Genomic DNA, 24213 nt, shown 5'->3' with positions numbered 1-24213 from the left:
GACGCGCGCCGGCCGGCGCGACCCGATTCACCCACAGAGGAGCTGGCATGATCCGGATTGGACATGGTTTTGATGTACACAAGTTTGGCGGGGTTGGCCCCTGCATGCTGGGCGGGGTAGCGGTGCCGTATGAACAGGGCCTGCTGGCTCACTCCGATGGTGACGTGGTGCTGCATGCGGTGAGCGATGCCCTGCTGGGGGCTATCGGCGCCGGCGACATCGGCCGCCATTTCCCCGATACCGCGGCCGCATTCAAGGGCATCGACAGCCGCATCCTGTTGCGTGACGTGTTTGCGCGGGTGCAGAAGGCGGGTTATGCCATCGGCAATCTGGATGTGACCATCATCGCCCAGGCGCCCAAGATGGCGCCCCACATCGACGCCATGTGTGCCGTGCTGGCCGCCGATCTGCAATGTGATTTGAACCGGGTGAACGTCAAGGCGACGACCACCGAACAGCTTGGATTCACGGGGCGCAAGGAAGGGATCGCCACCGAAGCCGTCGTCTTACTGGTGAAACAATAATGCTCGAACAACTGGCCTACCTGCACGGGGCGCCCACTGCCCGCGGCATCCTCAAGGCGCAAGCCGCCGACTTCGTGGTCAATGAAGATCTCGGGTTTGAACCCTGCGGCGAGGGTGAGCACATCTTCGTCCAGGTGCGCAAAACCGGCGAGAACACCGCCTGGGTGGCGGGCCTGCTGGCCGATGCGGCCGGGGTTGCCCGCAATGCGGTGACCTGGGCCGGGCTGAAAGATCGCCACGCGGTGACCGAACAGTGGTTCGGTATCCACCTGCCTGGCAAGGCAGAGCCGGACCTCTCGGTCATCGAGAGCGACAGCATCCGGATCCTGCAGGTGAAGCGCCACAACAAGAAGCTGCGGGTCGGCTATCTCAAGGGCAACCACTTCACCCTGCACCTCACCGCGCTGGAGCAGGCCGACGGGCTGGAATCCCGCCTGCAGGCCATCGCCGATCAGGGCGTGCCCAACTACTACGGCGAGCAGCGTTTCGGCCGCGGTGGCAACAACCTGGAGGCGGCCAAGGCGATGTTCGCCGGCAAGCGGATCAAGGATCGCAACAAGCGCTCCCTCTACCTTTCCGCCGCTCGCAGCATGCTGTTCAACGCCATCGTCAGCGCCCGCATCGAGCAGGGGCTGGCCCATCAGCTGCTGGCTGGCGACTGCGTGATGCTCAAAGGCAGCCACTCCATCTTCAGCGAAGAGAGCGTGACGCCCGAGCTGGAGGCGCGTCTCGCCTCCGGCGACGTGCAGCTCACCGCGCCCCAGTGGGGACGTGGTCGCTCTGCCAGCCAGGGCGCCGCCGCCGAGTTCGAGCAGGCGGTGCTGGCGCCTTATCACGAGTGGTGCGAGGGGCTGGAGAAGGCGGGGCTGGATCAGGATCGCCGTCCCTTGCTGCTCAAGCCGCAGGCCATGAGCTGGCAGCTGGAAGGGGCCGTGCTCACTCTGTCGTTCTTCCTGCCGGCCGGGGCGTTTGCCACCAGCGTGGTGCGCGAGTTAATGCAGGCCGAAGAGGCCGATCATGGTTTCAGGAATCAGTCCGATGAGAATTCTGGTCAGTAATGACGACGGTGTGCATGCCGAGGGGATCCGTGCCCTCAGCGAGGCGCTGGCCGCCTGTGGCGAGGTCATCGTGGTGGCGCCGGATCGCAATCGCAGCGGGGCGAGTCACTCCCTGACGCTGGAAGTACCGCTGCGGGTCACCCGCATCGCCGAAACCGGATATCATGCGGTGAAGGGAACGCCGACCGATTGCGTGCACCTGGCCGTCAACGAGCTGGTGCGTCCGGAACCCGACATGGTGGTGGCCGGTATCAACCACGGTGCCAACCTGGGGGATGACGTCATCTACTCGGGCACGGTGGCGGCTGCGACCGAGGGGCGCCACCTTGGATTCCCCTCGCTGGCCATCTCGCTGGTAGGCAAGACCCATTTCTCCACGGCGGCCCACTACGCGGCCCTGCTGGTGAAAGGCATGATGGTGCACCCGTTGCCTGCCGATCAGATCCTCAACGTCAATGTGCCCGACCTGCCCCTCGACCAGATCAAGGGGATCAGGGTGACGCGCCTTGGCAACCGCCACCGGGCGGAGTCGGTGATCTGCACCGAGGATCCTCGCGGTCAGCCCATCTACTGGATCGGCCCCCCAGGCAGCCAGCAAGATGCGGGAGAAGGCACGGATTTCGCCGCCATCGAGCAGGGCTACGTCTCGATCACCCCCCTGACCATCGATATGACTGCCTACAGCAGTCTGGCGGGGCTGGGGGCTTGGTTGGACCTGCAGGGATGAAGGTGTGATAGTACAGCGCCTGTTAAACCAGCTGATCGCGCAGGACATTCGCGATTTCCGTGTACTCGCGGCGATTGCCAAGGTGCCGCGCCAGCTGTTCGTGGATGAAGCCATGGCCCACAAGGCCTGGGACAATACGGCCCTGCCCATCGGTCACGGCCAGACCATCTCGCAACCCTACATGGTGGCGCGCATGACCGAGCTGCTGATCCAGAACAATCCGGCCCACGTGCTGGAGATTGGCACAGGATCGGGTTATCAGACGGCGGTGCTGGCTCATCTGGTGGAGCACGTCTACACGGTGGAGCGGATCAAGTCGCTGCAGTTCCAGGCCCGGCGCCGGCTGCGCCAGCTCGATCTGCACAATGTCTCCGCCAAGCACGGCAATGGCTGGCTGGGCTGGCCCAATAAAGGACCGTTTGACGCCATTCTGGTCACGGCGGCCGCCAGCGAGGTGCCGACGGCCCTCACCGACCAGCTGGCCGACGGTGGCAGGCTGGTGTTGCCGGTGGGGGATAGTCAGCAGACCCTGCAGCTGATCGAGCGGTCGGGCTCCCAGCTCACCAGCCGGATCCTGGAGCCGGTTCGTTTTGTTCCCCTGATTGACGGAGATGTCGAGTGAAGTTGTTTTCCCGCCTCTATGTGCTGGTGATGCAGTGGGCGCGCCACAAGTATGCCCCCTGGTATCTGGCGATCACCGCCTTCATCGAGTCGGTGTTCTGGCCCATCCCGGTGGATGTGATGCTGGCCCCCATGGCGCTCGGCAAACCCCGGCGGGCCTGGCACTATGCCGCGCTCGCCACCCTGTTTTCGGTACTGGGGGCCCTGGTGGGTTACCTGCTCGGCTATGCCCTGTGGGAGCCTGTCGTCCAGCCGCTGGTTGCGTCGGTCGGCTATGAGGAGAAGATTGCCGTGGCCGAACAGTGGTTTCAGCAGTGGGGTATCTGGGTGATTTTTATTGCCAGCTTCACGCCGATCCCCTACAAGGTGTTTACCGTCACGGCCGGTCTGCTGCAAATGGCACTGCTGCCCTTCATCGTGACCTCGCTGATCGGGCGTGGCATGCGCTTTTTCCTGGTGGCGGGTCTGATGCGCTGGGGTGGCGAAAAGATGGAGCGCAAGCTGATGCACTATGTGGATGTGCTGGGTTGGCTCTGTATTGGTTTGGCCGTCGTGGCCTATTTCTGGTTTAGTCGTTGAGGATCCACTATGCGTTCGCGTATTTGGCAAGGAAGCAGTGTCGTCGTGTTGTCATGGCTGTTGCTTGCTTGCGCTTCCAGCAAGACCGCCGCCCCCGTCCAGGGACTGGGCAATGACGGTCTTGTTTCCACCATTCCGGCGCGCCAGATGGCAGCCCAGCCCACCATTCAGGGCAACAGCTACACGGTGAAGAAAGGGGATACGCTCTACTCCATCGCCTTCAACTCGGGCAATGACGTGCCCTCGCTGGCCAGCCTCAATGGCATCAGCCCTCCCTACAACATCTATCCGGGTCAGCAGATCCGGCTCGACGCCTCCGGCAGTACCATGGCGGTGGCACGCAGCGCGGGCACCTATCAGGTTCGACCCGGTGATACCCTGAGCAGCATTGGTCGCCAGTTCGGCATGTCGAATCAGACCCTGGCCCAGAACAACAATCTGAGGGCCCCCTTTGCCCTTCAGGTGGGACAGGTGCTGAACGTGCAGTCCTCCGGGACGACCAGTGGCCAGATGGTGGCGGCGACTTCGCCGGTGACTGCTCCGGTGGTCAGCCAGAGCAGTGGTCCCAAACCCCTGGCTCCGGCAACGTCAGGTACGACCACTCCGTTCATCAAACAAAAAACCGTTGCTCAGCCATCTTCAAAAGAATACGCTCAGGCAAAAGAACAAAAAAACGACAACAAGCCTCAGTCGAGACTTTCTTGGCACTGGCCGACCAAAGGCCGGATCGTCGAGGGTTTCTCTGTTGCAGAACAGGGGAACAAGGGCATAGATATCGCCGGCCAGAAGGGGCAACCCATCTACGCGGCGAGCGGCGGCAAGGTCGTCTATGCGGGTAGCGCACTAAGGGGTTATGGCAAGCTGATCATCCTCAAGCACGATGATGACTACCTTTCAGCCTACGCTCACAACGATGAGCTGCGGGTCAAGGAAGGGGATTCGGTGCAGGGCGGATCTGTCATTGCCAACATGGGTAGCACGGACGCGCCGGATGTGCGATTGCACTTTGAAATCCGGTACAGAGGCAAGTCGATCAACCCGATGAGCCATTTGCCAAAGCGTTAGACCCAGAGAGTTAAGTCTTACTCTGGTGCAGGTCAGGGAGACACGCCATGAGCCAAGAACAACTGGTAATGCAGGATGCAGAGTTAGAGTTCGACGAAGAGCTGGAGAGTCAGGAAGAAGAAGAGATACAGGAAGTTGCGGCCGAGGCCGAAGAGACGATTTCCGATGAGCTGATGGCACCTGAACTGAACAAGGTGATGGATGCCACCCAGCTCTATCTCGGGGAGATTGGTTTCTCCCCCCTGCTCACGGCTGAAGAGGAAGTCTATTATGCTCGCCGTGCCTTGCGGGGCGACAAAGCCGCCCGCAAGCGCATGATCGAGTCCAACCTGCGACTGGTAGTCAAGATCGCCCGTCGTTATAACAACCGCGGCTTGGTGCTGCTGGATCTCATCGAAGAGGGCAACCTCGGTCTCATCCGCGCGGTCGAAAAATTCGATCCGGAGCGCGGCTTCCGCTTCTCCACCTATGCCACCTGGTGGATCCGCCAGACCATAGAGCGGGCCATCATGAACCAGACCCGTACCATTCGTCTGCCCATTCATGTGGTCAAGGAGTTAAACGTTTACCTACGCACCGCGCGCGAACTCTCTCATCGCCTCGATCATGAACCGACCGCTGAGGACATTGCCCAGGCGCTCGATCGCTCGGTGGACGATGTGAACCGCATGCTCAAGCTCAACGAGAAGATCACCTCGGTCGATACCCCGATTGGTGGCGATCGCGACAAGGCGCTGCTGGATGTGCTCTCTGATGAGCGTGGCATGGGCCCTGAGCTGGAGTCGCAGGATGACGACATGCGCGCCAGCATAGTGCACTGGCTGGAAGAGCTGAATCCCAAGCAGCGTGAGGTGCTGGCCCGTCGCTTCGGTCTGCTCGGCTATGAGCCGGCGACCCTGGAAGACGTGGGGGCCGAGATTGGCCTGACCCGGGAGCGGGTGCGCCAGATCCAGGTGGAGGGACTGCGCCGTCTGCGGGAGATCCTGCTGGGGCAGGGGCTCTCCATCGAGGCGCTGTTCCGTACCAACTAATTGCTGCGAGTGAGCGAAGATGCTTACCAGGCAAAACAAAAAGGGGCCCAAGGCCCCTTTTTCATGTCGGCAGGATCCTCAGGATCAAACCGGATCCAGCGTATCCAGCGGCCAGCGCGGCACGGCCTTCACGGCCAGCGGCTCGAACACGCCCGCTTTCAGGCGCTGCATGCCGGCATAGGCGATCATGGCGCCATTGTCGGTGCAATATTCGGTACGTGGGTAGAACACTTCCCCCTTGAGGCTCTCCATCAGCTCGGCCAGCTGGGCGCGCAGGTGACGGTTGGCGCTGACGCCGCCGGCCACCACCAGGCGATTGAGACCGGTCTCCTTCAGGGCGCGGCGACACTTGATGGCCAGCGTATCGACCACCGCGTCTTCAAACGCTCTGGCGATATCGGCACGGGTCTGCTCGTCGTCGCCATTGGCTGCGATGGTGTTGGCGGCAAAGGTCTTGAGGCCGGAGAAGCTCATGTCGAGCCCGGGGCGGTCGGTCATGGGACGCGGGAAGGTGAAGCGGCCCTTGAGGCCTTTCTCAGCCAAGCGGGAGAGCAGCGGACCACCGGGATAGTCCAGACCCATCAGCTTGGCGGTCTTGTCGAACGCCTCGCCGGCGGCATCGTCGATAGACTCGCCCAGCAGCTGATAGCTGCCGATACCGTCGACCCGCACCAGCATGGAGTGGCCGCCGGAGACCAAGAGCGCCACAAAGGGGAACTCGGGAACCTTCTCTTCCAGCATGGGCGCCAGCAGGTGGCCTTCCATGTGGTGCACGGCGATGGCCGGCTTGTTCCATGCCATCGCCAGCGAGCGGCCTATGGTGGCCCCCACCAGGATGGCGCCAACCAGACCCGGGCCCGCGGTATAGGCGATGCCGTCGATGTCATCCTTGCCCAGTCCGGCCTCTTGCAACGCCGCCTGGATCAAGGGGATCGTCTTGCGCACATGGTCCCGGCTGGCCAGCTCGGGAACGACGCCGCCGTAGTCCGCATGCAGCTTGACCTGGCTATATAACTGGTGGGAAAGGATCCCTTTTTGATCGTCGAAGATCGCGATCCCGGTTTCGTCACAGGATGTCTCTATGCCCAATACACGCATTGCTAAAAAATTTCACTGCTAAAATGAGACGGCTATGGTAACCTTCGCGGGTTTTTTAAACCAGAGCGATCTCTGCGGGTTTACTTTCATTCCCTGTCCAGAGTATAATTTCGCACCATTTTAAGACATGCTGATCGATTGAAGGTCAGCTAACAATTTATCACTGAGGTGAAAGGCACATGCCAGTAATCAAAGTCCGTGAAAATGAGCCGTTTGACGTTGCTCTGCGTCGCTTCAAGCGTTCTTGCGAAAAAGCCGGTATCCTGTCCGAAGTTCGTAGCCGTGAGTTCTACGAGAAGCCGACTACCATTCGCAAGCGTGCCAAAGCGTCCGCCGTTAAGCGTCACGCCAAGAAGCTGTCCCGCGAAAACGCACGTCGTATCCGCCTGTACTAATCAAGGGATCATGCCGTGTCTCTGAAGGATCAACTCAAGGATCAGCAAAAGCTCGCCATGCTTGCCAAAGACAAGCAGCGGTTGGGCGCGATCCGTCTGTTGATGGCTGAAATCAAGCAGCGTGAAGTTGACACCCGTGTCGAGCTCAATGATCAGGATATCCTCGCTGTCGTGACCAAGATGGTCAAACAGCGCCGTGATTCCATCAGTCAATTCGAGGCCGCCGGTCGCCAGGATCTCGCCGACAAAGAGTCCGCCGAGATCGCTGTGCTGCAGGAATTCCTGCCGCAACAGCTGACCGCAGCCGAGATTGCAGCACTGATTGAGCAAGCCATCGCTGAAAGTGGTGCTGCCGTCATGGCTGACATGGGCAAAGTCATGGCTGTCTTGAAGCCGAACATTCAGGGGCGTGCCGATGTCGGCGCCGTCAGTGCGCAGGTGAAAACCCGCTTGGCGTAACAGGCAACTCTCTTGTTTGGTCAAAGAAGCCGTGCTTCCCTAGGAATGCGCGGCTTTTTTATTTTCTACGCAATGAAACAGGACGGTTATGGCAGGCAGGATCCCACAATCCTTTATCGATGATCTGCTGGTACGCACAGACATTGTCGAGTTGATCGACTCCCGTGTGCGACTGAAGAAAGCCGGTAAGAACTACCAGGCTTGCTGCCCTTTTCATAACGAAAAAAGCCCCTCGTTTACCGTCAGTCAGGAGAAGCAGTTCTATCACTGTTTCGGCTGCGGTGCCCACGGCAATGCCATCGGCTTTGTGATGGAGTACGACGGGCTCGAGTTTCCCGATGCCATCGAAGAGCTGGCCAGCCTGCATGGCATGCAGGTCCCCCGTGAGCAAACGGCGGGGGGAGCCAGCAATAGCCAACCGGCTGTCAGCAAGGATCTGTTCGAGCTGATGAACCAGATTGCGCGCTTCTACGAGAGCAATCTCAAGAGCGCGCCGCAGGCGGTGGAGTATCTGAAGGGTCGGGGCCTGACTGGCGAGGTGGTCAAGCGCTTCAACATCGGGTATGCCCCCGGAGACTGGGATCAGGTGCGTCGCCGCTTTGGATCCAGCCGGGAACACGAGCAGTTGCTCATCTCGGGCGGCATGCTGATCCCCCGTGACAGCGGCCCGGGCAGCTATGATCGCTTCCGCGATCGCATCATGTTCCCGATCCGCGACAAACGCGGCCGGGTCATCGGCTTCGGTGGCCGGGTGTTGGGGGATGGCACGCCCAAGTATCTTAACTCTCCCGAAACGCCCATCTTCCACAAGGGAAGGGAGCTGTTCGGTCTCTACGAGGTCAAGCAGGCGCACAAGGATCCGCGTCGGATCCTGGTGGTGGAGGGCTATATGGATGTGGTGGCACTCGGCCAGTACGACATCGATTATGCGGTGGCGGCGCTGGGAACCGCGACCACCAGCGACCATATCCATACCCTGTTTCGCACCACGGCCGAGGTGGTCTGCTGTTACGACGGCGACAATGCCGGCCGTGAGGCGGCCTGGCGGGCATTGGATAACGCGCTGTCCCATCTGCAGGATGGCCGTGAACTCAAGTTCGTGTTTCTGCCGGATGGGGAGGATCCCGATTCCCTGGTGCGCCAGATCGGCAAGGATGGGTTCGAAGCGCTGCTCGACCAGGCTCAGCCGTTTGCCGATTTCATGTTCGAACGTCTCGGGCGCGATGCGGCTCTTTCCGGTGAGGCCGGCAAGTTCGAAGTGGCCAACAAGGCCGCCGAGCTGATCCGCCGGGTGCCGGAAGGTTTTACCCGCGAGGGGTTGATCACCCGGCTCTCCAGCATGATGCGCTGGGGCGAAAACAAGCAGCGGATCGCCGAACTGTTTGCCCGCAACAGCCAGCCGAAGGCCGAGGTGAGCAAGCCCAAGGCGGCCAAGCTGACACCACTGCGCCGTGCGTTGGCATTGATGGTGCAATATCCGGCGATCACCGCCGAGCTGCCGGCCATGCCTGAGCTGGCTGGTCTGCGTCTGCAGGGGATCCAGTTCCTGCTGCAACTGCATCAGCAGATCCTGACTCAGCCCGGGGTGACAACGGGTATCCTGCTGGAACACTGGCGCGGTACCAAAGAGGGAGAGATCCTGGCCCAGCTGGCGATGCACGATCTGTTTGAAGAGGTAAAGCTCGACCAGGAGCCCGATATTCTGGGAGAATTGCAGGATACTTTCGTCGGTTTCATCAACCTGTTCCTGAAGCAGCGCATCGAGGAATTGCAGGCCAAGGTGGCGCAGGAAGGGCTAAGCTCTGAGGAAACTCAGGAGCTGATGATGCTGATCAGAGAGGTGCAGATTGAGAAAAGAAATGAGAGTGGGGCTTGATATTTGAGTGATTAACCCCAATATGAATACCGTTGCCCGAATGGACGGGATTAAAAGCAAACATTTTATAACCGCCTGGCCCCGACAATACTGCGGGCAGGGGTTTCTCATGACCGACGCCGCAACCAGACATAGCATGTCTGGCGGTTTTCTATTAGAATTGGCTATTTGCGCAGCAGCGCACTGTACGCGCAACCTAGCAACACCAACCGGATGAGTTCTATGGAGCAAACCCCGCAGTCTCAGCTTAAACTCCTCGTTGCCAAAGGTAAAGAACAGGGCTACCTGACCTATGCCGAGGTGAACGATCACCTCCCGCAAGACATTGTCGACTCTGACCAGATCGAAGACATCATCCAGATGATCAACGACATGGGTATCCAGGTGGTGGAGAACGCCCCGGATGCCGATGATCTTATCATGGCTGAAGGTGGTACCGCCGATGAGGACGCTGCCGAAGCAGCGGCCCAGGCTCTGGCATCTGTTGAATCCGAGATTGGTCGCACGACCGATCCCGTCCGCATGTACATGCGGGAAATGGGTACCGTCGAACTGCTGACCCGCGAAGGCGAAATCGATATCGCCAAGCGGATCGAAGACGGTATCAACCAGGTACAAAGTTCCGTTGCCGAGTACCCGGAAGCGATTACCTATCTGCTTGAACAGTACGACAAGTATGAAGCCGAACAGCTGCGCCTGTCCGACATCATCTCCGGCTTCATCGATCCCAACGAGAGCGACGACGTCGCTCCGACCGCCACCCACATCGGCTCCGAGCTCAGCGAGGAAGATCTGGCTGACGAGGATGAAGACGAAGACGAAGACGAAGACGGTGATGGTGATGACTCCGACGATGATGGCGACGGTGGTCCGGATCCGGAAGTTGCTCGCGAGAAGTTCGGTGAGCTGCGCGCCCAGTATGAGGTAACCCGCCTCTCCATTCAGCAGAATGGCCGCGCGCACGAAGATACCCAGAATGCCATCGCCCAGCTGGCCGATGTGTTCCGTCAATTCCGCCTGATGCCCAAGCAGTTCGATCGCTTGGTCAACAACATGCGCGAGATGATGGAGCGGGTCCGCGTGCAGGAACGCATCATCATGAAACTCTGCGTTGAGCAGGCCAAGATGCCGAAGAAGACCTTCGTCGCGGCCTTCACCAACAACGAGTGCGAAACTGCCTGGTTCGAATACCAGAAGCAGGCCGGCAAGGCATGGTCACCGCGTCTGGTGGAGATGGACGAAGACGTGCTGCGCGCCATCGGCAAGCTGCAGCAGATCGAGGAAGAGACCGGTCTGTCCATCGCCCAGATCAAGGACATCAACCGTCGCATGAGTATCGGTGAAGCCAAGGCTCGCCGTGCCAAGAAAGAGATGGTGGAGGCCAACCTGCGTCTGGTTATCTCCATCGCCAAGAAGTACACCAACCGTGGCCTGCAGTTCCTGGATCTGATCCAGGAGGGCAACATCGGCCTGATGAAGGCGGTCGACAAGTTCGAATACCGTCGCGGCTACAAGTTCTCGACCTATGCCACCTGGTGGATCCGTCAGGCCATCACCCGCTCCATCGCGGATCAGGCCCGTACCATCCGTATCCCGGTGCACATGATCGAGACCATCAACAAGCTCAACCGTATCTCCCGTCAGATGCTGCAGGAGATGGGTCGTGAACCGAACCCGGAAGAGCTGGCCATGCGCATGGGCATGCCGGAAGACAAGATCCGCAAGGTATTGAAGATCGCCAAAGAGCCCATCTCCATGGAGACCCCCATCGGTGATGACGAAGACTCCCACTTGGGTGACTTCATCGAGGATACCACCCTCGCCCTGCCGGCCGATGCGGCCACCAGCGAGAGCCTGCGCAACGCGACCCGTGAAGTGCTGGCCGGCCTGACCGCTCGTGAAGCCAAGGTACTGCGCATGCGTTTCGGTATCGACATGAACACCGACCACACCCTCGAGGAAGTGGGCAAGCAGTTCGACGTGACCCGTGAGCGTATCCGCCAGATCGAAGCCAAGGCGCTGCGCAAGCTGCGCCATCCGAGCCGCTCTGAAGTACTGCGCAGCTTCCTGGACGAATAATCCCGGACGTTCCAACCCGGAACCGCAGCCCAAAAGCCCCGCCATGCGGGGCTTTGTTTTATTCGTGGCGATGGGGCGCTGACGATGAACCACGGAACCGCTTGAATATGGATGAAATCTCGCCAAGTGGTTGATATGCCTATGGACTGGTTAACGGACATCCCCTATAATCCACGCCGCAAAAGCACATTTCGGCCCCTTAGCTCAGTTGGTTAGAGCAGTCGACTCATAATCGATTGGTCGCCCGTTCAAGTCGGGCAGGGGCCACCAAATTTCCTAAAAAGGCCGCTCATCATGAGCGGCCTTTTTGCTTTCTGGCGTTTCGCCTCAAACTGGGTCAGGAGCCCTGATCCTGCTGGATGGGGGCCTGCTCGGGGGCGCTTGGGCGTCGCCGAGCGGGCAACATGCGCCTTACCAGATTGCTGCGCTGGCGCCAGGAGGTGAACAGGATGGCCAGCAGGTGCAGCGCTATCATCCCCTGCAGGGCCCAGGTGCACCAGACGTGCCAGTCGTCAGCCCCCAGTTCGAACCCCATCTCGGTATTCTGGAACCAGCCGGTGCCGGCGGTGGCGAGGATCAGCAGCCAGAGCGTCCATACCGCCAGCTTGCCACTGCCGTGGTGGCCGGGGGCCGGTGGCGTGCGCTCGCGCAGCTCCACCGCTTGCTGGCGAAAATCTTCCCGGCTTGGGATGAGGGCTCGCAACCGGGCATGACCCTTGGCAAACGAGAGCCCCCACGCCAGGCGCAGGCTGATCAGGGCGATGGCCAGGTAACCCAGCCGCTCGTGCCACTCCTCGCCCGCCTCGTTGAGCCAGAGGTTGCCGACACAGATGGCCGCCACACCCCAGTGGGTGAGGCGGACCAGACTATCCCAGTGGAAGGGATCAGCCTTTTTGTTTGGCATATTTGTGGTACTCCTTCTTCAGGTCGTTGACCTTGGTCAGGTGCTCGCGGGCCTTGGCTTCGTCACCCGCCTTGAGAGCCGCCAGGCTGGCGTCCAGTTCGGTCTGCACTTCGTTCATGCCTTCCAGGAACTTCTCTTTCTTGGCGGCCGGCATGTTCTTCTGCTTGGCGATGTCGAACTGTGCCTTCATCTCGTTGATGTACTTCTCCATGGTGGCGGCATCCTCGGCCTTGACCGCCTGCTTGTAGTTGAAGCCGATCTTCTTCATCGGCTGCTCCAGCTCACCGGCCATGGCGGGCAGGGTCATCAGGCCAAACATCAGGGGCAGCAACAGGGGGCGAACAGTTTTCAACATGGGATTTCCTTATTTAGACGACATGCTTATAGATTCTATGTGGCTTCTTATGAACCCTTATCTGGATTCATCACAGGCATGATGCCATGACAGTACGTGAACTGTTTGTGAATATTGCTGTTTTTTGTCACAAAGGGTAACAGGGAGAGGGGAGATGCAAGGAGGATGTTGAGTCGATCGAACCATGCCATATGATCCATGCTGCCAGGCTGGCCGAGGGCAAGCTAAAGAGAGGGCCCTTGCGGGCCCTGTTCATTACTGCTGCTGTTCACGCTCGATGGCGCGCCAGCCGATGTCGTTGCGGTAGAAGACGCCGTCCCATTTGATGCGCCCGGCCAGCTGATAGGCCCGCTGCTGCGCCTCGGCGACCGTGTGGCCGAGGGCCGTGGCGCACAGTACGCGCCCCCCGGCGGTGACCACGGTGTCGCCTTCCATGCGGGAGCCGGCGTGGAATACCTTCTCGCCGCTCGCCTCTTCCACCGGTAGGCCGCTGATGGGCTTACCCTGCTGGTAGTCGCCGGGATAACCGCCGGCGGCCAGCACCACGCCGATGGCGACGCGGGTGTCATAGATGGCCTCGACCTGATCCAGCTTGCCGGCACAGGCCGCCAGGCAGAGCTCCACCAGATCGGAGCGCATGCGCAGCATGATGGGCTGGGTCTCGGGATCGCCGAAGCGGCAGTTGAACTCGATCACCTTGGGGTTGCCCTGGCCATCGATCATCAGACCGGCGTAGAGGAAGCCGGTATAGACGTTGCCTTCGGCTGCCATGCCACGCACCGTCGGCATGATCACCCGCTCCATCACCTTGCGATGCACCTCGTCGGTGACCACGGGGGCGGGGGAGTAAGCCCCCATGCCGCCGGTGTTGAGGCCGGTATCGCCATCGCCGACCCGCTTGTGGTCCTGACTGGTGGCCATCGGCAGCACGTGCTCGCCGTCCACCATGACGATGAAGCTAGCTTCTTCCCCCTCGAGGAACTCCTCGATCACCACCCGGGCCCCGGCGTCACCAAAGGCGTTGCCGGAGAGCATGTCGCGCACCGCCTCTTCGGCCTCGCTCAGGGTCATGGCAACGATGACCCCCTTGCCGGCGGCCAGGCCGTCAGCCTTGATGACGATGGGCGCGCCCTTCTCGCGCAGGTAGGCCAGGGCCGGCTCCACCTCGGTGAAGTTCTGGTACTCGGCGGTCGGGATGGCGTGACGGGCCAGAAAATCCTTGGCAAAGGCCTTGGAGCCCTCCAGCTGGGCGGCGGCGGCAGTCGGGCCGAAGATGGCCAGCCCCTCGGCGCGGAACGCATCGACCACCCCTTTCACCAGCGGTGCTTCCGGCCCGACGATGGTCAGACCGATGCGCTGCTCCTTGGCAAACGCCAGCAGGGCCGGGATGTCGGTAGCCGAGATGGCCACGTTCTCGATGCTCCCTTCGTGGGCGGTGCCGGCATTGCCGGGGGCGACGAAGACCCGGGTCACCAGGGGAGATTGCTTGGCCTTCCAGGCCAGGGCGTGTTCACGGCCGCCGTTGCCAATGATCAGTACTTTCATCGTATCGCTCGCTTCTATTCGTGGTCACGGGCGGGCCTGGGGCCTGCGCCGGTGAAAATAGCCAGGTGAAAAGAGACAACAAAAGGGCCGCCGGCGGCGGCCCTGATCCATCAGTGACGGAAGTGGCGCATGTTGGTGAACAGCATGCACATGCCGTGTTCGTCGGCGGCGTCGATCACCTCCTGATCGCGCATCGAGCCACCGGGCTGGATGACGCAGGAGATACCGGCGGCGGCCGCGGCGTCGATGCCGTCGCGGAACGGGAAGAAGGCGTCGGAGGCCATGACGGAGCCCGCCACGGTCAGCCCTTCATCCTCGGCCTTGATGCCGGCAATCTTGGCCGAGTAGACGCGGCTCATCTGGCCGGCGCCCACACCGATGGTCTGGCCGTCTTTGGCGTAGACGATGGCGTTGGATTTGACGAACTTGGCCACTTTCCAGCAGAACAGCAGGTCGCTTAGCTCAGCTTCGGTGGGCTGGCGCTTGCTGACCACGGTCAGATCCCCCAGGGTCACCATGCCAAGGTCGCGCTCCTGCACCAGCAGGCCGCCGTTGACGCGCTTGAAGTCAAAGCCTTGTGCCGGCGCGGTCCATTGGCCGCACTCGAGCAGCCGCACGTTCTGCTTGGCGGCGACCGCGTCGCGAGCCTCCTGGCTCACGGTGGGGGCGATGATCACCTCGACGAACTGACGCTCGACGATGGCCTTGGCGGTGGCGCCATCCAGTTCACGGTTGAAGGCGATGATGCCGCCAAAGGCGGAGGTGGGGTCGGTCTGCCAGGCGTGCTCGTAGGCACTCAGCAGGTCGCTGCCGATGGCCACGCCGCACGGATTGGCGTGCTTGACGATGACGCAGGCCGGCTGGTCGAACTCTTTGACGCACTCCAGCGCCGCGTCGGTGTCGGCGATGTTGTTGTAGGAGAGGGCCTTGCCCTGCAGCTGGATGGCGCTCGCCACCGAGCCCGGTGCGGTCTGCTCCTCGGCATAGAAGGCGGCGGCCTGGTGGCTGTTCTCGCCGTAGCGCATGTCTTGCTTCTTGATGAACTGGCTGTTGAAGGTGCGCGGGAAGCGGGACTCCTCGTCACCTTCCTTGTTGTCACCGTAAGAGGGAACCAGGGTGCCGAAGTAGTTGGCGATCATGCCGTCGTAGGCGGCGGTGTGTTCGAAGGCGGCGATGGCCAGATCGAAGCGGGTAGCCAGTTTCAGGCTGTTGCCGTTGCCATCCATTTCGCGAATGACGCGGTCGTAGTCGGCAGCCTTGACCACGATGGCCACATCTTTGTGGTTCTTGGCGGCGGAGCGAACCATGGTCGGGCCGCCGATGTCGATGTTCTCGACCGCATCGGCCAGGGTGCAATCGGGTTTGGCGACGGTGGCGGCGAAGGGATAGAGGTTGACCACGACCATGTCGATGGGGGAGATGGCGTGCTGAGCCATGATGGCGTCGTCTTGCTCGCGACGGCCGAGAATGCCGCCGTGGACCTTGGGATGCAGGGTCTTGACCCGGCCGTCCATCATCTCGGGGAATCCGGTGTAGTCGGAGACCTCGGTCACCGGCAGACCCGCCTCGGCCAGCAGCTTGGCGGTACCACCGGTGGAGAGCAGGGCCACGCCGCGCTCGTTGAGTGCCTTGGCAAATTCCACGATGCCAGTCTTGTCAGACACACTCAGCAGTGCACGGCGAATGGGTCGAGCTTGTTCCATCACACTATCGTCCTCAGCATAACGGGGACCGTTCCATGGGAGGCGAGGCTCAACACAGAGAGTCCCCAAATAAATGGAAGTGGGGGATTTCGCAAACCGCTCTCGCCTGAAACCCGCCGCCAGGCAAAAGCGTTTTAGGAAATACCCGCTTGACGCGTCGCTCTCTTGTGGGCGCGTATTCTACACAAAAAATGTGACCCGTGGTGGATTTTTTAAAGTGACAAAGCCTTGTCTGGTGCGGTGTTAAACGTTTTCTGGTGGTTTTTTGTGAAACGTTTGTCTTTTCAGTGTCTTGATGGCAAAAGGGGGGTCGCATCCTCTTTCCCGCTGCCGACTGGCAATCGCCGGGCAAAGGGGCGATAGTGGGTGCCGGTTGTGGTTCTTGACTCATTTGGGAGGGAGAAAGGCATGTATCGGATCGGGGAGCTGGCCAAGGCGTGCGGGGTGAAGGCGGATACTCTGCGCTTTTACGAGAAAAACGGTCTCATCTCGCCGGGCATTCGCAACGAGTCCGGCTATCGCCTCTATGGCGAGCAGGACAAGCGGCGGCTGGAGTTCATCATCCGCGCCAAGTCGGTAGGGTTCTCGCTGGCCGACATCGGCGAGCTGCTGGATCTCGACACCAACAAGGCCAAGGTCACCTGCCAGGAGGTGAAGGCGGTGGCTGACACCAAGCTCGAACAGGTGGAGCAGAAGATCGTCGAACTGACCCGTTTTCGCGACAACCTGCGGGAGCTCTCCAACATCTGCTGCGGTGGCCCGCGCTCGGCGGAGCACTGCGCCATCCTGGAGACGCTGGAATCCGGTGCTCCCTCCCGCCACGAGCATCACGACCATGAGCACTGAGTTGCGCCGGCCCAGGGTATCCGCCTTTCTCGCCCTCTCCCTCGATGGCTTCATTGCGGGAGAGGGGGGCGATCTGGCCTGGCTTGAACCCTACAACGGCGACTCCTAGGAAGAGACCGGCTACGGCGCGCTGATGGCGAGTGTTGATACCCTGCTGATGGGGCGCAACACCTATGACATTGTGAACGCCTTTCCCGAATGGTTCTATGGTGACAAGCCGGTGGTGGTATTGACCCACAGACCCGCCGCTCCCCGTGAGCATGTCTCCTTTCGGCAGGGAGCGCTGGCGCAGGTGCTCAGGGATCTTTGGCAGGTGGGGAGCTGCCACCTCTACCTGGACGGCGGCGATCTGGTGCGCCAGGGGTTGCAGGCCGGGGTCGTCGACGAGCTGACCCTGTTCTGGGTGCCGGTCACCCTGGGGGCCGGCGTGCCGCTGTTTGCCGGGGCCCTGCCCGGCGGCCTCAACCCCGTCTCCAGCACTCTGCTGCCGAGTGGTCTGGTGCGGGTCGTCTATCGGCCCGAACCCTTGCCGCCCGCCGCGTGAATCCTTGCACCACCCTCAGCTTGCACTCGGCTTCGGGGAGGCGCACAATCGGCGCGTTTTTCGCCACCGGGGGATCCACTTCGGCCAGGCGTTGAACAATCGCTTACTAGAGTCAGTCATCGCAAAGGAGCCGATATGGCCAAGAAGAAGGTGACTTCCGTCACCGCCGAACCCGCCTGCGAACATCAGCGCGGCATCATTCAGGACAACCACCTCAAGGCACTGGTGACCTCCCCCCTGTTCCAGGCCCGGGTCGAACCGAGCAAGAAGGGCAAGGGCAGCTATCAGCGCAAGGCCAAGCACGGAAAGCGGTGGGAGCCCGGTCAACAGCAGATGCTAAGCGTCTGCTGTTGACCGGGTTTCTGCTTTGGCACCTGTCCACGATCTTGCTGCGAGGCCGTGATCAAGGCTCATGTGCTGCTCGCAATCCTCATGTGTACTTACACACTCCGGTTCCTGCGCTGCTCTTCACCTTGCTGACAGCCTCTCGTGACAGACCGTGAACAGGTTCTTGGAACCAAAACAATCAGGGCGCCAATGGCGCCCTGATTGTTTTTCTATTCGTTGGTGCTGATTCACTCTTTTGCCGCAAGAGAGTGAACCCGTATTCACTCGTCCATAAAGAGCTCTAGCAGCACGTTGAGATAGCGATGGCCGAGGGGAGTGAGCTGCCAGCTGTCGCCGAGATCCTCGATAAGCTCCTTGCTCTGGGCGATGGTCAGCATGGTTTCTACCCGCTCCAATTCAAGGCCGGTGTAGGCCTCGAACTCCGCCTTGGGGGCCGGTTCAAACAATCTGAACCGGTTCATGAAGTACTCGAGCGGCAGATCGTCCGCGTTCACTTGCCACTGCTCGTCCAGATAGGGGCGGCTCGGGTCCAGATATCCCTTGGGATGCTTCACCTTGGCGGTGCGCAGGATCTGCTGGTTGGCGAGATCCGTCACCTTGCCGTGGGCGCCGCAGCCGATCCCCAGATAGTCGCCGAAACGCCAGTAGTTGAGATTGTGGCGGCACTGGTAGCCCGCCTTGGCATAGGCCGAGATCTCGTACTGCTGATAGCCCTTGGCGGTGAGCATGGCGTGGCCCTGCTCGTAGATCTCCCACAGGGTGTCATCTTCCGGCAGTTTGGGCGGCTTGGAGGCAAACGCCGTGTTCGGCTCTATGGTGAGCTGATACCAGGAGAGGTGCGGTGGCGCGCAGTCGATAGCCTGCTGCAGGTCGTAGAGTGCGTCCTCCAGGCTCTGATCCGGCAGGCCGTGCATCAGATCCAGGTTGAAGGTGGGCAGCTTGATGGCGTGAGCCAGTTCGGCGGCCTTGCGCGCCTCTTCCGGGCCATGGATGCGGCCGAGGCGGGTCAGCTTCTCCTGCTGGAAGCTCTGCACCCCGATGGAGATGCGGTTGATGCCGGCCCGCTGGAAGCCGGCGAACTTGTCCGCCTCCACCGTGCCCGGGTTGGCCTCCATGGTGATCTCGCAGTCCGCAGTGAGTTCGATACGTGCGCGCACCCCGTCCAGCAGCGCTTGCATGGCTTCCACGGAGAGCAGACTCGGCGTGCCGCCGCCGATAAAGATGGAGGAGAGGGAGCGCCCCTGAGCCCAGTGCAGGTCTTGCTCCAGATCCTCCAGCAGGGCGGCCACATACTCGAGGTGGGGCAGCTCCCCCTTCTGGGCGTGGGAGTTGAAGTCGCAGTAGGGGCACTTCTGGACACACCAGGGCACGTGGATATAGAGGGAGAGGGGCGGCAGTTGCAGCATGGGGTTTCCAGTATTCAACAATCAAAAGGGGTCGGGTTGCCCTTGTCGTCGATGACAACGGGCCGGGGCGCCGCGAACGAAACGGGGGCCGACGGCCCCCATTGTAGATGACAACGCGGCGGGAGACAGCGCTTTAGTTGACCGCCGCCAGGGCCGCTTTCAGCTTGGCCAGCGCCTGGCCGCGATGGCTGAGCTGGTTCTTGAGCTCGGCCGGCATCTGGGCCGAGGTGCAGTCGTGATCGGGCACGAAGAACACAGGGTCATAACCAAAGCCGTGCTGACCGCGCGGCTCGTCGATGATCATCCCCTCCCAGCTGGCCTGGCAGATGATGGGGGTAGGATCGTCGGCGTGGCGCATGTAGACCAGCACGCACCAGAAGCGGGCGCTCTTGAGATACTCGGGGGCCCCTTTCAGCTCGCCCAGCAGCTTGTCGATGTTCTCCTTGTCGCTGGCACCGGCGCCGGCAAAACGGGCGGAGTAGACGCCGGGGCGGCCGTGCAGCAGATCCACTTCCAGGCCGGAGTCGTCGGCAACCGCCGGCAGGCCGGTGACGCGGGCGGCGTGGCGGGCCTTGATGATGGCATTCTCGACGAAGGTGGTGCCGGTCTCGTCGGCATCGGAGACCGCAAACTCGCTCTGTGGGATCACCTGGATCTTCATATCGGCCAGCATGGCGGCCAATTCTTTCACCTTTTTCTGGTTCCCTGTTGCCAGGACAAGCTTGTTCATCGAGCACCTCCGCAAAAATAATCTGCGCATTCTATGCGGGGCTGGCGCCCAGGAAAAGCGCCAATTGCCCTGGATCACCCTCGCCGGGGTCATGGCAAGATGTGGATAAAATGAATGTTTCCTGAATGGAATAACAGAAGTGATTAAATACCATTTCAATTCATTACTGTGAGTCAGTAGACTCGCGCCCCAATCCATTTCCCCATGCCACGAGGTGACTGATGCCATTGATTCTTCTGCTTGTACTCCTGGTGCTGTTCAGTCCGCTGGCCATCGACATCTACCTGCCCGCCATTCCGCAGATGGCCGAGCAGCTGGGCGCCGAGGTGACCCTGATGCAGGGCACCATTACCTGGTTCCTGTTCAGCATGGGACTGGGGCAACTGTTGGTGGGGCCGCTGGCCGACCGCTACGGCCGCAAGCCCATCGCCCTCGGCGGCGTGCTGCTCTACGGTCTGAGCGCCCTGGGTGCCGGTTTTGCCGCCAGCCTCGGCGAGCTGATGCTGGCGCGGGTGCTGCAGGGCCTCGGCGCCTGTGCCACCTCGGTGGCCGCCTTCTCGGTGGTACGTGACAGCTACGGCCCCAAGAAGAGCGGTCAGATGATCTCCTACCTGAACGGTGCCATCTGTTTCATTCCGGCGCTGGCCCCCCTGCTCGGTGGCTGGCTCACCGCCAAGGCGGGCTGGTCGGCCAACTTCTGGTTTATGGCCGGATACGCCGTCGTGGTTGGCAGCTGGCTGCTGTGGCGGATGCCGGAAACCCGTCCGGAAGAGACCCGCAGCGGCGGCCCGCTCATCAGCTGGTCGCGCTACAGCCCGGTGCTGCGCTCCCCGAGCTTCCTGTTCAACGCCTCCCTCTGCATGCTGGCGATGGCGGTGATCCTGGCCTATGTCACCGCGGCGCCGGTGCAGTTGATGGTGAGGCTGGGGCTGGACATGAGCGGCTTCAGCTACTGGTTTGCGGCCAACGCGGCGCTCAACATCCTGGCCTGCTTCCTGGCGCCCCGTTTCATCGCCAGAGTGGGGCCAAGACGCACCCTGCGCATCGGTCTGCTGGTGCTGCTGCTCTCCGCCATCTCCCTGAGCCTGTCGATGCACATCGCGCATCCGCTGGCCATGATGGGCCCGGTGTTCCTCTCCAGCATCGGCTTTGCCATGATCCTGGGCGCTGCCGCCGGCATGGCGCTGGCACCATTCGGTCACTGCGCCGGTACCGCCGCCGCCCTGCTCGGCCTGTTCCAGATGAGTGGCTCCGGTGCGCTGGTGGGCTTTATCGGCGCGCTGATGCATGACCCGCTGAACCAGCTGGCGCTGCACATGTGGCTGTTGCTGCCCCCGCTGCTGGTGCTGATGACCCGCCAGGGCCGGCGCTTGTGTTTGCAATAAATCCTGTGCTCTGATGGGCACACTCAGGGGGCCTTGGGCCCCCTTCTCTTTTGGCAGGCCAAAGGTTCGCCTGCATCTCATGACACAGCTACCCGTGGAGAAAACCGGATGAGCCACATAATCAATGCCGCCCTGGTGGGCTACGGCTTTGCAGGCCAAACCTTTCACGCCCCGTTTCTGACCAGCACGCCCGGGCTCTCCCTCGGCTGGGTGGTGAGCCGCGATGCCGCCAGGGTGCAGAGCGATCTGCCAGGCTGCCGGGTCGGTTCGCTGGCCGAGGTGCTGGCTGATCCCTCGGTCGATCTGGTGGTGATCGCCACTCCCAACGACACCCATGCCCCCATTGCCCGCGAGGCGCTGTTGGCGGGCAAGCACGTGGTGATCGACAAGCCGTTCGCCCTGGATCTGGCCGAGGCGAAGGCGCTGGTGGAGCTGGCGCAGAAGCAGCAGCGCCTGCTCAGCATCTTCCACAACCGGCGCTGGGACGGTGACTTTCTCACCGTGCGCCGCCTGCTGGCAGAGGGGGCGCTGGGGCAAGTTGCCCAGTTCGAGTCCCACTTTGATCGCTATCGTCCCGAGGTGCGTCAGCGCTGGCGCGAGGCGGGTGGCCCGGGCTCCGGCCTCTGGTTTGATCTCGGCCCCCATATCCTCGATCAGTCGCTGCAGCTGTTCGGTCAGCCGGACTGGCTGCAGGCGGATCTGGCCCAGCAGCGCCCCGGCGCGCTGGCGGATGACTACTTCCACGTGGTGCTCGGCTATGGCGAGATGCGGGTCGTGCTGCACGGCAGCTGCCTGGTGTCGGCCACCATGCCGCGTTTCGTCATCCACGGCAGCGAGGGCTCCTTCATCAAGTTCGGCATGGATGTGCAGGAGGAGCAGCTCAAGCTCGGCAAGCGGCCGCCGGCGGCAGACTGGGGGGTGGACAACGAACCCGGCCAGCTCAGCCGGATCCGCGATGGTCAGCTGCAGCAGCAGAGCGTGGCCGGCGAGGCGGGGGATTACGGCGCCTACTATCGCGGCGTCTGTGCCGCCATCCGTGGGGAAGGCGACAACCCGGTGCCGGCCGGCGAGGCGCTGGCGGTGATGGCGCTGCTGGACCTGGCCCGCGACAGCGCTCGCGAGGGTAAGCGCCTGGCTTGTCAGATCCTGTCTGACTGAGGCGGTCTATGTGCGTGATGGCCGGCACCATGCAATAACCGTTTATTGCCAGCCATCACGGGGCCAGCGGCGTTTTATTGTACAAAACTGCGCCGTTTACAGTGTTTTGTATTAATGTTTGTCGCTGTAGTAGTTCTTTTCATCCAACCAACGAGAAAATATCATTGTGATACTCGTTTTCATTGGGCGCGTATGGGGATATATTTCGCGCGCCTCTTGGCTCCCGGCATATGGTTTTTTCGCCGGGTGAAAGGACGCACTGTGATGGTTGTACCGACCATCTCTCCATATTTTTCTGAGGGTATGCACATGAACAAAGTACTGGTAGCCGGTATCCTGGGTCTGATGTTGACCGCTTGTGGTCAGAAAGAAGAAGCCGCCGCACCGGCCGCTACTCCGGCCGCCGACGTTGCTGCAACTGTTGAGAAAGCCGCTAGCGAAGCCACCTCTACCGTAGAGAAGGCTGCTTCCGAAGCGACTGCAACCGTTGAGAAGGCTGCCGCTGACGTAGCCACCAAGGCAGAAGCCGCAGTGAGCGATGCCAAGGCCAACTAAGCCTGCACCTCATCTGAAGAACGGGCCCGAAGGTGACTTCGGGCCCGTTTTTTATGTCCGCTCGGGCCAGCTCCCCGCCTTGGGCTGGACACTCGCCGGCTAGCACGCCGGATTGAGGCGGGAGGTGAGGATGTGATCCTCCCAGCGGCCGTTGATCATCAGGTAGTCTTTGGCGTACCCCTCCCGCTCGAAGCCGAGCCGCTCGAGCAGGGCGCCGCTGCGCTGATTGGCCGGCATGTAGCTGGCCATGATGCGGTGCAGGCCGTGCTCCCTGAACAGATAGTCGATGCCGGCCCCGACGATTTCCTGCATCAGCCCCTGTCCCTGGTGGGCCTGATCGATGGCGTAGCCCAGGTGGCAGGCCTTGAAGGCACCCATCAGGATGTTGGTGAAGTTGCAGGTGGCGATCACCTGCTCGCCATTCGGCTCGAGCGCCACCAGGTGCACCCCGCTGCCGTTGAAGAACTGGCCGTAGCTGTCGCGCAGTCGGCCGTGCCAGTGGCTCAGGGTATAGAAGCTCTCGTCCCGGCTGGGCTCCCAGGGGGTGAGGTGAGCGCGGTTGCGCAGATAGAAATCCAGCATCAGATCGGCCCGCTCGGGGGGCAGTACGGTGAGCCGGCTGCGGGGCGTGCACAGGTGTGGCAGTGCCATCAGTGATCCCTCTGCCCAAGCCACTCGTCGCGCAGCAGACTGTAGTGAACGTGATCCACGACTCTGTCGGCCAGCCGCTCGGCACGGCGGGTGATCCCCTCCTGCTGCATGCCGAGGCGCTCGCAGACGGCCCGGCTGGGCTCGTTGTCGATGGCGGCGCTGATCTCCACCTTCTCCATCCCCATCTCTTCGAAGGCGTGATGGATCAGGGCCTGGCAGGCGCGGGTGATGATGCCGTTGCCCTGCCAGCGCTCGGCCAGCCAGTAGCCGATGCTGACCTTGGCCAGTGCCTTGTCGATCTGGTTGTAACCGATGACGCCGACCACCTCCCCCTGATACTCGATGGCGGTGGTCAGCCCCTCGCCGCGGGCAAACTTCTCGATGGCGTGGCGGATGAAGGTGGCGCTGTCGGCGGGTTGCTGAATGTAGGGGGGCCAGGGCAGCCACTGGGTCAGGTAGTCGCGATTCTCCCGACAGAGGGCAAAGAGTTCGCTGGCCATGTCGGGCTGCAGGAACAGCAGCGCCAGCTCGTCATCCAGTTGCCATGAAAACATCCGCACCTCCCGTTGCC

Annotated in this window: 25 protein-coding genes, 1 tRNA gene and 1 pseudogene; 18 read left to right on the top strand and 9 right to left on the bottom strand. The window is 61.6% G+C overall.

Annotation, left to right across the window (positions count from 1 at the left end):
- Positions 1-47 precede the first annotated feature (47 nt).
- The 7 genes from ispF to rpoS are packed head-to-tail and all read left to right on the top strand — an operon-like array spanning position 48 to position 5605.
- Positions 48-524, top strand: coding sequence for a 2-C-methyl-D-erythritol 2,4-cyclodiphosphate synthase (gene ispF, locus AB5Y94_RS16655; RefSeq protein ID WP_017783454.1), 477 nt, complete (start codon positions 48-50; stop codon positions 522-524).
- A complete protein-coding gene (gene truD, locus AB5Y94_RS16650) occupies positions 524-1582 on the top strand; it encodes a tRNA pseudouridine(13) synthase TruD (protein WP_368206196.1) in 1059 nt (352 codons plus the stop codon). The genes ispF and truD overlap by 1 nt, the downstream gene beginning before the upstream one ends.
- Positions 1563-2309 carry a 5'/3'-nucleotidase SurE gene (surE, locus tag AB5Y94_RS16645; RefSeq protein ID WP_043170413.1) on the top strand — a complete coding sequence of 249 codons (747 nt, stop codon included), beginning with the start codon at positions 1563-1565 and terminating at the stop codon, positions 2307-2309. Before truD ends, surE begins: the two co-directional genes overlap by 20 nt.
- Before the next feature lie 4 nt (positions 2310-2313).
- A complete protein-coding gene (locus AB5Y94_RS16640; RefSeq protein ID WP_005309437.1) occupies positions 2314-2931 on the top strand; it encodes a protein-L-isoaspartate(D-aspartate) O-methyltransferase in 618 nt (205 codons plus the stop codon).
- The gene (locus tag AB5Y94_RS16635) at positions 2928-3509 is read left to right on the top strand and encodes a YqaA family protein (protein ID WP_026141142.1); all 582 of its coding nucleotides are present in this window, start codon (positions 2928-2930) and stop codon (positions 3507-3509) included. Before AB5Y94_RS16640 ends, AB5Y94_RS16635 begins: the two co-directional genes overlap by 4 nt.
- Positions 3510-3518: 9 nt before the next feature.
- On the top strand, positions 3519-4574 hold the full coding sequence (locus tag AB5Y94_RS16630; protein ID WP_099360084.1) for a peptidoglycan DD-metalloendopeptidase family protein: 1056 nt from the start codon (positions 3519-3521) through the stop codon (positions 4572-4574).
- Between the two features lie 47 nt (positions 4575-4621).
- Positions 4622-5605 (top strand): RNA polymerase sigma factor RpoS, encoded by a 984-nt coding sequence (rpoS, locus tag AB5Y94_RS16625; protein WP_005309444.1) that lies wholly within the window; start codon positions 4622-4624, stop codon positions 5603-5605.
- 84 nt (positions 5606-5689) lie between these two features.
- Here the strand turns inward: rpoS and tsaD are convergent, their stop codons facing one another.
- On the bottom strand, positions 5690-6703 hold the full coding sequence (gene tsaD, locus AB5Y94_RS16620; RefSeq protein WP_017764738.1) for a tRNA (adenosine(37)-N6)-threonylcarbamoyltransferase complex transferase subunit TsaD: 1014 nt from the start codon (positions 6701-6703) through the stop codon (positions 5690-5692).
- 179 nt (positions 6704-6882) lie between these two features.
- On the opposite strand from tsaD, the gene rpsU reads away from it, so the two are divergent.
- The 5 genes from rpsU (at position 6883) to AB5Y94_RS16595 (ending at position 11782) form a co-directional block, all read left to right on the top strand.
- Positions 6883-7098, top strand: a complete 216-nt coding sequence (rpsU, locus tag AB5Y94_RS16615; RefSeq protein ID WP_005309452.1) for a 30S ribosomal protein S21 — start codon at positions 6883-6885, stop codon at positions 7096-7098.
- 15 nt (positions 7099-7113) lie between these two features.
- Positions 7114-7557, top strand: a complete 444-nt coding sequence (locus AB5Y94_RS16610) for a GatB/YqeY domain-containing protein (RefSeq protein ID WP_368206195.1) — start codon at positions 7114-7116, stop codon at positions 7555-7557.
- A gap of 88 nt (positions 7558-7645) precedes the next feature.
- Positions 7646-9433 (top strand): DNA primase, encoded by a 1788-nt coding sequence (gene dnaG / locus AB5Y94_RS16605; protein ID WP_368206194.1) that lies wholly within the window; start codon positions 7646-7648, stop codon positions 9431-9433.
- Positions 9434-9616: 183 nt separating this feature from the next.
- Positions 9617-11512: an RNA polymerase sigma factor RpoD gene (gene rpoD / locus AB5Y94_RS16600; protein WP_368206198.1), complete on the top strand. Its 1896-nt coding sequence runs from the start codon at positions 9617-9619 to the stop codon at positions 11510-11512.
- A gap of 193 nt (positions 11513-11705) precedes the next feature.
- Positions 11706-11782: transfer RNA gene (locus AB5Y94_RS16595), tRNA-Ile, on the top strand.
- A 67-nt stretch (positions 11783-11849) separates the two neighbouring features.
- On the opposite strand, the gene AB5Y94_RS16590 is transcribed toward AB5Y94_RS16595, so the two are convergent.
- The 4 genes from AB5Y94_RS16590 to purH form a co-directional block, all read right to left on the bottom strand.
- The gene (locus AB5Y94_RS16590; protein ID WP_368206193.1) at positions 11850-12416 is read right to left on the bottom strand and encodes a cytochrome b/b6 domain-containing protein; all 567 of its coding nucleotides are present in this window, start codon (positions 12414-12416) and stop codon (positions 11850-11852) included.
- Positions 12397-12771: a cytochrome b562 gene (locus AB5Y94_RS16585; RefSeq protein ID WP_368206192.1), complete on the bottom strand. Its 375-nt coding sequence runs from the start codon at positions 12769-12771 to the stop codon at positions 12397-12399. The genes AB5Y94_RS16590 and AB5Y94_RS16585 overlap by 20 nt, the downstream gene beginning before the upstream one ends.
- A 255-nt stretch (positions 12772-13026) precedes the next feature.
- Positions 13027-14316, bottom strand: a complete 1290-nt coding sequence (gene purD, locus AB5Y94_RS16580) for a phosphoribosylamine--glycine ligase (RefSeq protein ID WP_024941404.1) — start codon at positions 14314-14316, stop codon at positions 13027-13029.
- A gap of 110 nt (positions 14317-14426) precedes the next feature.
- On the bottom strand, positions 14427-16019 hold the full coding sequence (gene purH / locus AB5Y94_RS16575; RefSeq protein WP_368206191.1) for a bifunctional phosphoribosylaminoimidazolecarboxamide formyltransferase/IMP cyclohydrolase: 1593 nt from the start codon (positions 16017-16019) through the stop codon (positions 14427-14429).
- Between the two features lie 408 nt (positions 16020-16427).
- Here purH and zntR point away from each other — a divergent pair, with 408 nt between their 5' ends.
- The 3 genes and pseudogenes from zntR (at position 16428) to AB5Y94_RS16560 (ending at position 17763) form a co-directional block, all read left to right on the top strand.
- Positions 16428-16865 (top strand): Zn(2+)-responsive transcriptional regulator, encoded by a 438-nt coding sequence (gene zntR, locus AB5Y94_RS16570; protein WP_005309469.1) that lies wholly within the window; start codon positions 16428-16430, stop codon positions 16863-16865.
- A pseudogene (locus AB5Y94_RS16565) lies at positions 16855-17409 on the top strand (dihydrofolate reductase family protein). Before zntR ends, AB5Y94_RS16565 begins: the two are co-directional and overlap by 11 nt.
- A 135-nt stretch (positions 17410-17544) precedes the next feature.
- Positions 17545-17763, top strand: a complete 219-nt coding sequence (locus tag AB5Y94_RS16560; protein ID WP_054544161.1) for an alternative ribosome-rescue factor A — start codon at positions 17545-17547, stop codon at positions 17761-17763.
- A 254-nt stretch (positions 17764-18017) separates the two neighbouring features.
- Here AB5Y94_RS16560 and hemW read toward each other — a convergent pair whose 3' ends face one another.
- Together hemW and rdgB are read right to left on the bottom strand one after the other, a co-directional pair.
- Positions 18018-19163: a radical SAM family heme chaperone HemW gene (gene hemW / locus AB5Y94_RS16555; protein WP_368206190.1), complete on the bottom strand. Its 1146-nt coding sequence runs from the start codon at positions 19161-19163 to the stop codon at positions 18018-18020.
- Between the two features lie 133 nt (positions 19164-19296).
- On the bottom strand, positions 19297-19893 hold the full coding sequence (rdgB, locus tag AB5Y94_RS16550) for an RdgB/HAM1 family non-canonical purine NTP pyrophosphatase (protein WP_005309479.1): 597 nt from the start codon (positions 19891-19893) through the stop codon (positions 19297-19299).
- A gap of 221 nt (positions 19894-20114) precedes the next feature.
- Here rdgB and AB5Y94_RS16545 point away from each other — a divergent pair, with 221 nt between their 5' ends.
- The 3 genes from AB5Y94_RS16545 (at position 20115) to AB5Y94_RS16535 (ending at position 22991) form a co-directional block, all read left to right on the top strand.
- Complete coding sequence (locus AB5Y94_RS16545) at positions 20115-21278, top strand: multidrug effflux MFS transporter (protein WP_368206189.1); 1164 nt, start codon at positions 20115-20117, stop codon at positions 21276-21278.
- Between the two features lie 108 nt (positions 21279-21386).
- Entirely contained in the window at positions 21387-22436 is a 1050-nt protein-coding gene (locus AB5Y94_RS16540; RefSeq protein ID WP_368206188.1) for an oxidoreductase, read from the top strand.
- 309 nt (positions 22437-22745) lie between these two features.
- A complete protein-coding gene (locus AB5Y94_RS16535) occupies positions 22746-22991 on the top strand; it encodes a hypothetical protein (RefSeq protein WP_005309486.1) in 246 nt (81 codons plus the stop codon).
- Positions 22992-23090: 99 nt separating this feature from the next.
- Here the strand turns inward: AB5Y94_RS16535 and rimJ are convergent, their stop codons facing one another.
- Both rimJ and AB5Y94_RS16525 read right to left on the bottom strand, forming a co-directional pair.
- A complete protein-coding gene (gene rimJ, locus AB5Y94_RS16530; protein ID WP_095592094.1) occupies positions 23091-23642 on the bottom strand; it encodes a ribosomal protein S5-alanine N-acetyltransferase in 552 nt (183 codons plus the stop codon).
- Positions 23642-24196, bottom strand: coding sequence for a GNAT family N-acetyltransferase (locus AB5Y94_RS16525; RefSeq protein ID WP_017764725.1), 555 nt, complete (start codon positions 24194-24196; stop codon positions 23642-23644). Before AB5Y94_RS16525 ends, rimJ begins: the two co-directional genes overlap by 1 nt.
- Positions 24197-24213: the final 17 nt, after the last annotated feature.

Origin of the sequence: Aeromonas sp. s5 (assembly GCF_040907865.1) — a bacterium.
GTDB classification, from domain to species: Bacteria; Pseudomonadota; Gammaproteobacteria; order Enterobacterales; family Aeromonadaceae; genus Aeromonas; species Aeromonas dhakensis.
Note: the sequence above shows the minus strand (reverse complement) of the source record. Positions and strands in the feature narration are given on the sequence as shown.

Bases quoted from the DNA above. Each gene is read 5' to 3' on its own strand.
- ispF (WP_017783454.1), top strand. From the start codon at position 48: ATGATCCGGATTGGACATGGTTTTGATGTACACAAGTTTGGCGGGGTT.
- truD (WP_368206196.1), top strand. From the start codon at position 524: ATGCTCGAACAACTGGCCTACCTGCACGGGGCGCCCACTGCCCGCGGC.
- surE (WP_043170413.1), top strand. From the start codon at position 1,563: ATGAGAATTCTGGTCAGTAATGACGACGGTGTGCATGCCGAGGGGATC.
- AB5Y94_RS16630 (WP_099360084.1), top strand. From the start codon at position 3,519: ATGCGTTCGCGTATTTGGCAAGGAAGCAGTGTCGTCGTGTTGTCATGG.
- rpoS (WP_005309444.1), top strand. From the start codon at position 4,622: ATGAGCCAAGAACAACTGGTAATGCAGGATGCAGAGTTAGAGTTCGAC.
- tsaD (WP_017764738.1), bottom strand. From the start codon at position 6,703: ATGCGTGTATTGGGCATAGAGACATCCTGTGACGAAACCGGGATCGCG.
- rpsU (WP_005309452.1), top strand. From the start codon at position 6,883: ATGCCAGTAATCAAAGTCCGTGAAAATGAGCCGTTTGACGTTGCTCTG.
- dnaG (WP_368206194.1), top strand. From the start codon at position 7,646: ATGGCAGGCAGGATCCCACAATCCTTTATCGATGATCTGCTGGTACGC.
- AB5Y94_RS16590 (WP_368206193.1), bottom strand. From the start codon at position 12,416: ATGCCAAACAAAAAGGCTGATCCCTTCCACTGGGATAGTCTGGTCCGC.
- AB5Y94_RS16585 (WP_368206192.1), bottom strand. From the start codon at position 12,771: ATGTTGAAAACTGTTCGCCCCCTGTTGCTGCCCCTGATGTTTGGCCTG.
- purD (WP_024941404.1), bottom strand. From the start codon at position 14,316: ATGAAAGTACTGATCATTGGCAACGGCGGCCGTGAACACGCCCTGGCC.
- purH (WP_368206191.1), bottom strand. From the start codon at position 16,019: ATGGAACAAGCTCGACCCATTCGCCGTGCACTGCTGAGTGTGTCTGAC.
- zntR (WP_005309469.1), top strand. From the start codon at position 16,428: ATGTATCGGATCGGGGAGCTGGCCAAGGCGTGCGGGGTGAAGGCGGAT.
- AB5Y94_RS16560 (WP_054544161.1), top strand. From the start codon at position 17,545: ATGGCCAAGAAGAAGGTGACTTCCGTCACCGCCGAACCCGCCTGCGAA.
- hemW (WP_368206190.1), bottom strand. From the start codon at position 19,163: ATGCTGCAACTGCCGCCCCTCTCCCTCTATATCCACGTGCCCTGGTGT.
- rdgB (WP_005309479.1), bottom strand. From the start codon at position 19,893: ATGAACAAGCTTGTCCTGGCAACAGGGAACCAGAAAAAGGTGAAAGAA.
- AB5Y94_RS16545 (WP_368206189.1), top strand. From the start codon at position 20,115: ATGCCATTGATTCTTCTGCTTGTACTCCTGGTGCTGTTCAGTCCGCTG.
- AB5Y94_RS16540 (WP_368206188.1), top strand. From the start codon at position 21,387: ATGAGCCACATAATCAATGCCGCCCTGGTGGGCTACGGCTTTGCAGGC.
- AB5Y94_RS16535 (WP_005309486.1), top strand. From the start codon at position 22,746: ATGAACAAAGTACTGGTAGCCGGTATCCTGGGTCTGATGTTGACCGCT.
- rimJ (WP_095592094.1), bottom strand. From the start codon at position 23,642: ATGGCACTGCCACACCTGTGCACGCCCCGCAGCCGGCTCACCGTACTG.
- AB5Y94_RS16525 (WP_017764725.1), bottom strand. From the start codon at position 24,196: ATGTTTTCATGGCAACTGGATGACGAGCTGGCGCTGCTGTTCCTGCAG.